We start from the raw sequence: 8,131 nt of genomic DNA on the forward strand, positions 1-8,131 counted from the left end.
CGCCGCACCCCGGCCCCGGCCCGTTCGGCCCGCCCCCCGGCCTGCCGATGGGCCCGCCGCCGATGGGCGCCCCGCAGCCCCCGGTCGCCGAGCCGCTGCCGCCCCAGCACGACGAACGCCGCCACGACAGCGGCCACTTCGAGCCCCAGCCGCAGCCGCAGCCCGAATCCCCGGCCGACGACCCCAGCGACTCCACCCAGATGGACGCCGCCCCGGAGCGCCTCGGCCCCATGGTCCACGGCGTCGACTGCAAGAACGACCACTTCAACGACCCGCGCGCGCCCTACTGCGCGGTCTGCGGCGTGCCCCTGTCGACCCGTGACCTCGTTCCCTACAAGGGCCCGCGCCCCGCGCTCGGCGTCCTGCTGCTCGACGACGGCATGGCGCTGACGCTCGACAGCGACTACATCCTCGGCCGCGACCCCGAGCGCGCCCCCGAGGTCCAGTCGGGCGACGCCCGCCCGGCGCGGGTGACCAGCCCCGACGGCTCGGTCTCCCGCCGCCACCTGAGGGTCACCCTGGAGAACTGGGACGTGAACCTGATCGACCTCGGCTCGGTCAACGGCACCCAGATCCAGCCCCCGGGCGACCCGAACTTCTACGACATCCCCCCGAACGAGTCGGTCACGATCATGCCCGGCACGACGGTCCGGGTGGGCGTCTCCCGCACGATGCGGTTCGAACCCCACCGCAGCGCCTGAGCACGACGGAACCCCGGCAGACCGCCGGGGTTCCGCTTTTCCGCACCTCTCAGGGCAGCCGGAGCCGGTCGAGTTCGGCGAGCATGATCTCCTCGATCCGCGCCGCCCGGTCGGGATAGAGCAGCCGGTGCAGGCTCAGCCCGTCGACGAGGGCCAGCAGGCGCTCGGCGGTGTCGTCGAGGCCCTCGTTCGCGATCTCCCCGGCGTCGGCCGCGCTCTGGAGGAGGGTCCGCACCAGCAGGTGGAGGTCGGCCGCCTCCTCGCGCTGCGTCCGCAGCAGCGCCGGAGAGGTCAGGCTGCGGGCCCAGAAGCCGATCTCCAGGCCGGTCTCCCGGGCGCGCTCCTCGTCCATGGGCAGGTTGTCGAGCAGGAGCTCGCGCAGCGCCGCCAGGCCCGTCAGGCCGGTCAGCTTCTCGGCCAGGCGCTCGGTGATCCGCCGGTGGCTCGACCGCAGGGCCGACAGGAGGATCTCGTCCTTGTCGGCGAAGTAGTGGGTCAGGACGCCGTTGGAGTAGCCGGCCTCCTTCGCGATCGCCCGCGTGGTCGCGGCATCGATTCCCTCGCGCAGGATGATGCGGCGGGCCGCGGCGACGACCTCTTCCCTGCGTTCGTCATGGTTCACGATCTTCGGCATGTTGACATTTTAGTCGGGCGCCCGTCTATCATCCAGGCCATGTCGGTTGTCACGCTCGGCGTCCACATCGTGGACGTGCTCGCCCGGCCCGTCGAGTCGATCCCGGCCGGCCAGGACACCCATCTGGTCGAGCAGGTGCGCATCACCGCAGCCGGGGCCGCCGCCGGGACGGCGGTCGTGCTGGCCAGGCTCGGTCTCCCCGTCACGTCGCTGGGGGCCGTCGGCGACGACGAGCTCGGCGACTTCCTCCTCATGGTCATGAACCGGCACGGCGTCGACGTCTCCAAGGTGACGCGTAAGCCGGGGGAGCAGACCGCCGCCTCGATCTTGCCCATCAGGCCCGACGGCGGGCGGCCCTCGTTCCACGTCCCGGGAGCCAACCTGGGGCTGTCGACGGCCGACGTCGACGCCGACGTCATCAGGGGCGCGACGGTCCTCCACCTGGGCGGCATGGACGCCACCTGGGGCCTCCACGACCCCGCCTTCCACGCCCTGCTCGACGAGGTGCGGGGCCGGGGCACGCAGGTCACCCTCGACCTGCTGTCGAACATGCCCGACCTGATGCCCGCCGCGAAGACCTTCCTGCCCCACGTCGACCACTTCCTGCCCAACGAGGAGCAGGCCCTCATGATGACCGGCGCCCCGACGGTCGAGGAGGCCGCCAAGAGCCTTCTCGCCGAGGGCCCGCGAACCGTGATCATCACGCTCGGCGCCGAGGGCAGCCTCGTCGCCACGGCCGACGGGCTCACCCGGGTGCCCGCCGAAGACGTCCAGGTGGTCGACACCACCGGATGCGGCGACGCCTACTGCGCCGGGTTCGCCGCCGGGCTGCTCACCGGGCGCTCGGTGCTCGAAGCGGCCCGTCTCGGCACCGCCGTCGCCGCCCGTGTGGCCGGCGGACTGGGTTCCGACGCGAACCTCGACGGCGCCGCCGCCCTGCTGTCCTGAGAGGAAGACTCCCCCCATGTCCCTGGACGCCGATCTGCGCGCCCGCGCCGCCAAGGTCATCCCCGGCGGCATGTACGGCCACCTCAACGCCGCCCTCCACGGCGACACCTACCCCCAGTTCTTCGTCAGGGGCGAGGGCGCCCGCCAGTGGGACGCCGACGGACGGGAGTACGTCGACCTGATGTGCTCCTGGGGTCCCATGATCGTCGGGCACCGCAACCCCCGGGTGGAGGAGGCCGCAGCCCGGCTCCAGGCCCGGGGCGACTGCCTCAACGGGCCCGGCCCGATCATGGTCGAGCTCGCCGAGCTGCTCGTCGACCTCATCCCGGCCGCGGACTGGGCCATGTTCTCCAAGAACGGCACCGACGCCACCACCCAGGCCCTCATGGTCGCCCGCGCCGCCACCGGCCGCACGAAGGTCCTGATCGCCCACGGCGCCTACCACGGCGCCGATCCGTGGTGCACCCCCGGCCTCTCGGGCGTCACGCCCAACCAGCGCGCCGACACGGCCGAGTTCACCTACAACGACCTCCAGGACGCCGAGCGGGCCGCCGCCGAGGCCGGCGACGACGTCGCGGCCATCCTGGTGACCCCCTTCAAGCACGACTCCTTCGAAGACCAGGCGCTCGCCGAGGCCGACTTCGCCCGCGGCGTCAGGGCGCTGGCCGACCGCCTCGGCGCGGCCCTGGTGATCGACGAGGTCCGCGCCGGCTTCCGGCTCGACCTGCGGGGCACCTGGGAGCCCTTCGGCGTACGTCCTGACCTCTCGGCCTGGTCGAAGGCCATAGGCAACGGCCACGCGATCGCGGCCGTCACCGGCGGCGACGCGCTCAAGAACGCCGCCCAGACCCTCTATTCGACCGGTTCGTTCTGGTTCTCCTCGGCCGCCATGGGCGCCGCCAAGGCCACGATCGAGATCCTCCGGGAGTCCGACGGGCCGGCGCTGATCGAACGCGCGGGGGCGAGGCTGCGTACCGGACTGTATGAGCAGGCCAAGAGCCACGGCTTCACGATCAACCAGACGGGCCCGGTGCAGATCCCGTGGCTCTCGTTCGACGGCGACGCCACTTTGGAGCGGGGGGTCTTCTGGGCGGCCGCCTGCCTGGCCGAGGGGGTCTACGTGCACCCCTGGCACAACTGGTTCCTGTCGACCGCCCACACCGACGCCGAGATCGACCGGGCCCTGGAAGGCACCGACGCCGCGTTCGCCGCGACCGCCCGGCGCTTCAGCGGAGTCTGAGCCACTCCACGTTGTCGGTCCAGGTCCCGTTCGGGCCGGGCAGGTACTCCTTCTGCGTCTGACCCCGGGTGAACCCGGCCCGCTCCAGCACCGCCTGGGAGGCCAGGTTCCCGGGGTCGGTCCCGGAGATCAGCCGCCGCAGGCCCGCCTGCGTGAAGGCCCATTCGGCCAGCAGCTCGACCGCCCGGGTGACCAGCCCGCGGCCCCGGAAGTCGCTGTGCAGGCTGTAGCCGACCATGGCCTCCCGCATGGGCGGCGTCAGGTGCGAGAGCTGGATCTCACCGGCGAACGCGCCGGTGGCGGCGTCGCGGATGGCCATCTCGGCCTGGATGCCGTTCAGCCAGCGGTATCCGGCGCCCGTGCACCGGTAGAGGATCTCCTCGAACGGCCGCGGCTCCGGCGGCACCGAGTACTTCACCACGTCGGGCAGCGACCCGACCGCGTGGTAGGCCGATGCGTCGTCGGCCGTCAGCATGGTCAGCCGCACCACTCCGTCGGTGAGCCCGCCCTCGGGCAGGAACGGCAGGAACGGCGTGCCGGGCTCCCCGGAGTCGCCGGGCAGCCGGCCGTACTGGGCCATGTCGGCCCGGCCCCCGCCGCGGACCGGCCCGGCGCCGCGCAGCAGCCCCTCGTGGCGGAACCCGGCCGCCAGCGCGACCTTCTGCGAGCCCACGTTCTCCATCTCGGCGACCAGGTGCACCCGGGGCGCGCCGTGCTCGAAGGCCAGGGTGGTGACGGCCCGCAGCGCCGCGGACGCCACGCCCTTGCGGCGGGCCCACGGGGCCACCCAATAGCCCGCCTCGACGTTGTCGAACCGGTCGGGCGGGTGCAGCCCGATCGCCCCGTCCAGTTCGCCGGTCCGGGCGTCGGCGATGACGAACTCGGCGCCGCCCGCCCCCCACCTCGGCTCGGCGATCCGCGTCACCCAGAAACGGGCGTCCTCTTCGGTGTACGGGCTGGGCATGGCCGGGATGAAACGCTGGGTCACCGGATCGGAGCAGGCGCGCGCGACGGCCGGAATGTCGGCCTCGGTGAGCGGACGGAGGATGATCGGTCCGGCTGAGATGGATTCGCGGGGGTACATGGCCCCTTGCTACCAGTCGTCCGAGTCGGGGGACAAACGTTTTGCCATTAGCCTTGCCGCCATGGGTTTTCGCAGGCACGGCCCGTTCCAGGCCGGAGATCAGGTTCAGCTCACCGATCCGAAGAACAAGCGGCACACCGTGACGCTCAAGGAGGACGGTGTCTTTCACACCCACAAGGGGTGGATCGCGCACGCCGACCTGATCGGGCAGCCTGAGGGCTCCGTGGTGCGCTCGTCGGGCGGCATCCAGTATCTGGCGTTCCGCCACCTGCTGTCCGACTACACGCTCACGATGCCGCGCGGCGCGGCGGTGATCTACCCGAAGGACTCGGCCCAGATCGTCGCGATGGCCGACATCTTCCCGGGCGCCAAGGTCGTGGAGGCCGGCGTCGGTTCCGGGGCGCTGTCGTGCTTCCTGCTGCGCGCCGTCGGGGCGGAGGGCTCGCTGACGTCGTACGAACGGCGTGCCGACTTCGCCGAGGTCGCGACCAAGAACGTGACGAAGTTCTTCGGCGGCGACCTCAAGCAGTGGCGTCTGGTGGTCGGCGACTTCAACGAGGCCCTCGACGAGACCGACGTCGACCGGATCATCCTCGACATGCTCGCTCCGTGGGAGTGCGTCGACGCCGCGAGCAAAGCTTTGACCCCCGGCGGTGTGATCTGCTGTTACGTGGCCACCACGACCCAGATGTCAAGGACCGTCGAGACACTTCGCGATCACGGGAGTTTCACGGAGCCCCACGCGTGGGAGACCCTGATTCGCGACTGGCATGTCGAAGGTCTCGCCGTCCGTCCCGACCACCGCATGGTCGGGCACACCGGCTTCCTCGTCACCGCCCGCCGCATGGCGGACGGCGTCACGCCACCGCCCAGACGTCGCCGCCCGGCAAAGGGGGCGTATGGGGAGGGTACGGAAGACCAGTGACGATTTAGCGGCGAAACGGGAAACTTCAGTGACAGCGGGAACAAACACCCTGTTCCATGTGCTCACCGAGATAAACCCTCCGAAAAGGCACCAACTATCAAACACTCCACGTAACTAGACGAACACCAGTGGGCTACGTTTTTCAAGGCCGTCAGATTGGTAGGGACTTGAGTAGTCTTTCCTCTACTGGGAAGGAGGTGACGGGGCGTGGCAGCTCGCGATGACGCAGAGGCTCGGGCCGCGCAGCGCGAACGGGAGGTCGCCGACCTCACAACACAGGTCTCCTTCCTTCAGGAGGAGATCACCGCGTTGCGCCGCAAACTTGCGGAATCCCCCCGCCAAGCGCGGGTGCTGGAGGAGCGTCTCCACGACGTTCAAGCTCAGGTGGTCGCCCTCACAGGCCAGAACGAACGGCTCGTGGCCACCCTCAAGGAGGCCAGGGACCAGATCGTCGCCCTCAAGGAGGAGGTCGACCGGCTGGCGCAACCGCCATCCGGCTTCGGCGTGTTCCTCGAGGCCAGAGAAGACGGCACGATCGAGGTGTTCACCGGCGGGCGCAAGCTCCGGGTGAACGTCAGCCCCGCCGTCGACGCCGAGTCGTTGAAGCGCGGCCAGGAGGTCATGCTCAACGAGGCGCTGAACGTGGTCGAAGCCCTGGGCTTCGAAGACGTGGGCGAGATCGTGATGTTGAAGGAGCTGCTCGAAGACGGGCAGCGCGCGCTCGTGATATCGCACGCCGACGAAGAGCGCGTCGTGAAGCTCGCCGAGTCGCTGCTCAGCCAGCCGATCAGGTCGGGCGACTCACTCCTGCTCGAACCGCGTTCGGGTTACGTCTACGAGCGCATTCCCAAGTCGGAGGTCGAGGAGCTCGTCCTCGAAGAGGTGCCCGACATCTCTTACGACGAGATCGGCGGCCTGCGCGGCCAGATCGAGCAGATCAGGGACGCCATCGAGCTTCCCTACCTGCACGCCGACCTGTTCCGGGAGCACAAGCTCCGCCCGCCCAAGGGCGTGCTGCTCTACGGCCCTCCCGGTTGCGGCAAGACGCTCATCGCCAAGGCGGTCGCCAACTCCCTGGCCAAGCAGGTCGCGGAGAAGACCGGCCAGTCCGGCAAGAGCTTCTTCCTCAACATCAAGGGCCCGGAGCTCCTGAACAAGTACGTCGGTGAGACCGAGCGGCACATCCGCCTGGTCTTCCAGCGGGCGCGCGAGAAGGCGTCCGAGGGCACCCCCGTGATCGTGTTCTTCGACGAGATGGACTCGATCTTCCGCACGCGTGGCTCGGGTGTGTCGTCCGACGTCGAGAACACCATCGTCCCTCAGCTGCTGTCGGAGATCGACGGCGTCGAGGGCCTGGAGAACGTCATCGTCATCGGCGCCTCCAACCGCGAAGACATGATCGACCCGGCGATCCTGCGGCCCGGCCGCCTCGACGTGAAGATCAAGATCGAGCGGCCCGACGCCGAGGCGGCGAAGGACATCTTCTCGAAGTACCTGATCTCCGACCTCCCGCTCCACCCCGACGACCTCGCGGAGCACGGCAGCAGCCGTGAGTCCACGATCGCCGAGATGATCCAGCGGGTCGTCGAGCGCATGTACAACGAGATCGAGGAGAACCGCTTCCTTGAGGTGACCTACGCCAACGGTGACAAGGAAGTCCTCTACTTCAAGGACTTCAACTCCGGCGCGATGATCCAGAACATCGTCGACCGGGGCAAGAAGATGGCGATCAAGCAGTTCCTGGAGACGGGCCAGAAGGGCCTGCGCATCCAGCACCTGATGGCCGCCTGCGTCGACGAGTTCCGGGAGAACGAAGACCTCCCGAACACCACCAACCCCGACGACTGGGCCCGCATCTCCGGCAAGAAGGGCGAGCGGATCGTCTACATCCGCACCCTCGTGCAGGGCAAGCAGGGCACGGAGGCCGGCAGGTCAATAGACACTGTGGCCAACACGGGGCAGTACCTGTAGGGAATTACGAAAAACGGCACGATCTCCCGTTACGGGAGACGTGCCGTTTTTCGTTTGTGACGCCTTGATTGTCGTCGGGACGTTGTAGCGTTGCCCGTTGTGCGGTATTGGTGCGGAAATAAACACGGCGGACTGAAGTGACCCGCGGGGCATGGAACGGGGACCGGCCCCGACGATCCGACCCGGGTCCCGGCGGCGCGTGGCCGGGCAACCCCCAGCAACCGGGTGACGCCCGGGTGTGGCCCCAAGCGCCCGAGACCCCGCCTGGCACCGCCGGATGGCCGGGGGGATCGCAGCCGGGGACGGACCCGCGTGGGTGGCCTGCGACGGGTGTGCCTCAGTCGACGCAGGGGATGGCTTGGCCGAGCGAGTCTGAGGCCGCGGTTGTGGATGCTCGGGTGTGGCCGAACGGCTCTGACGTGAGCGCGTCGCCGCCGAACCAGGGTGCGGCGTGGCCGGGTGGTCCGGCTGACGGGCGTGCGCTGGAGGCGCGGTCCGGGCCGGGCGCGTGGGCCGGGGGTGCCGAGGCGCCGGTGACCGGGCAGTGGCTCGGGTTAGGGGCTGACGCTCCCGTGGAGGCGCCGCCTGCCGGGCGGGGTGGCGGCCGGCGGGGCCGGGGTGCGCCGCC

At 70.0% G+C, this 8,131-nt stretch carries 7 protein-coding genes; 5 read left to right on the forward strand and 2 right to left on the reverse strand.

Annotated features, from left to right (window positions below; genetic code table 11):
• On the forward strand, window positions 1-701 hold a 701-nt coding region (locus tag FDA94_RS38630), incomplete at its 5' end, for an FHA domain-containing protein (protein ID WP_137251974.1).
• A gap of 49 nt (window positions 702-750) precedes the next feature.
• On the opposite strand, the gene FDA94_RS38635 is transcribed toward FDA94_RS38630, so the two are convergent.
• Entirely contained in the window at window positions 751-1,335 is a 585-nt protein-coding gene (locus FDA94_RS38635) for a TetR/AcrR family transcriptional regulator (protein ID WP_137251975.1), read from the reverse strand.
• A 39-nt stretch (window positions 1,336-1,374) separates the two neighbouring features.
• Here FDA94_RS38635 and FDA94_RS38640 point away from each other — a divergent pair, with 39 nt between their 5' ends.
• Together FDA94_RS38640 and FDA94_RS38645 are read left to right on the forward strand one after the other, a co-directional pair.
• A complete protein-coding gene (locus FDA94_RS38640) occupies window positions 1,375-2,283 on the forward strand; it encodes a carbohydrate kinase family protein (protein ID WP_137251976.1) in 909 nt (302 codons plus the stop codon).
• A 16-nt stretch (window positions 2,284-2,299) separates the two neighbouring features.
• Window positions 2,300-3,523 (forward strand): aminotransferase class III-fold pyridoxal phosphate-dependent enzyme, encoded by a 1,224-nt coding sequence (locus FDA94_RS38645; RefSeq protein ID WP_137251977.1) that lies wholly within the window; start codon window positions 2,300-2,302, stop codon window positions 3,521-3,523.
• On the opposite strand, the gene FDA94_RS38650 is transcribed toward FDA94_RS38645, so the two are convergent.
• Window positions 3,510-4,607 carry a GNAT family N-acetyltransferase gene (locus FDA94_RS38650; protein WP_137251978.1) on the reverse strand — a complete coding sequence of 366 codons (1,098 nt, stop codon included), beginning with the start codon at window positions 4,605-4,607 and terminating at the stop codon, window positions 3,510-3,512. The two genes, FDA94_RS38645 and FDA94_RS38650, sit on opposite strands and share 14 nt — an antisense overlap.
• A 61-nt stretch (window positions 4,608-4,668) precedes the next feature.
• Here FDA94_RS38650 and FDA94_RS38655 point away from each other — a divergent pair, with 61 nt between their 5' ends.
• A complete protein-coding gene (locus FDA94_RS38655; protein ID WP_137251979.1) occupies window positions 4,669-5,532 on the forward strand; it encodes a tRNA (adenine-N1)-methyltransferase in 864 nt (287 codons plus the stop codon).
• Between the two features lie 207 nt (window positions 5,533-5,739).
• Window positions 5,740-7,503 (forward strand): proteasome ATPase, encoded by a 1,764-nt coding sequence (gene arc / locus FDA94_RS38660; RefSeq protein WP_062348642.1) that lies wholly within the window; start codon window positions 5,740-5,742, stop codon window positions 7,501-7,503.
• The last annotated feature ends 628 nt before the right edge of the window (window positions 7,504-8,131 follow it).

It is taken from the genome of Herbidospora galbida, assembly GCF_005233835.1.
GTDB lineage: Bacteria > Actinomycetota > Actinomycetes > Streptosporangiales > Streptosporangiaceae > Herbidospora > Herbidospora galbida.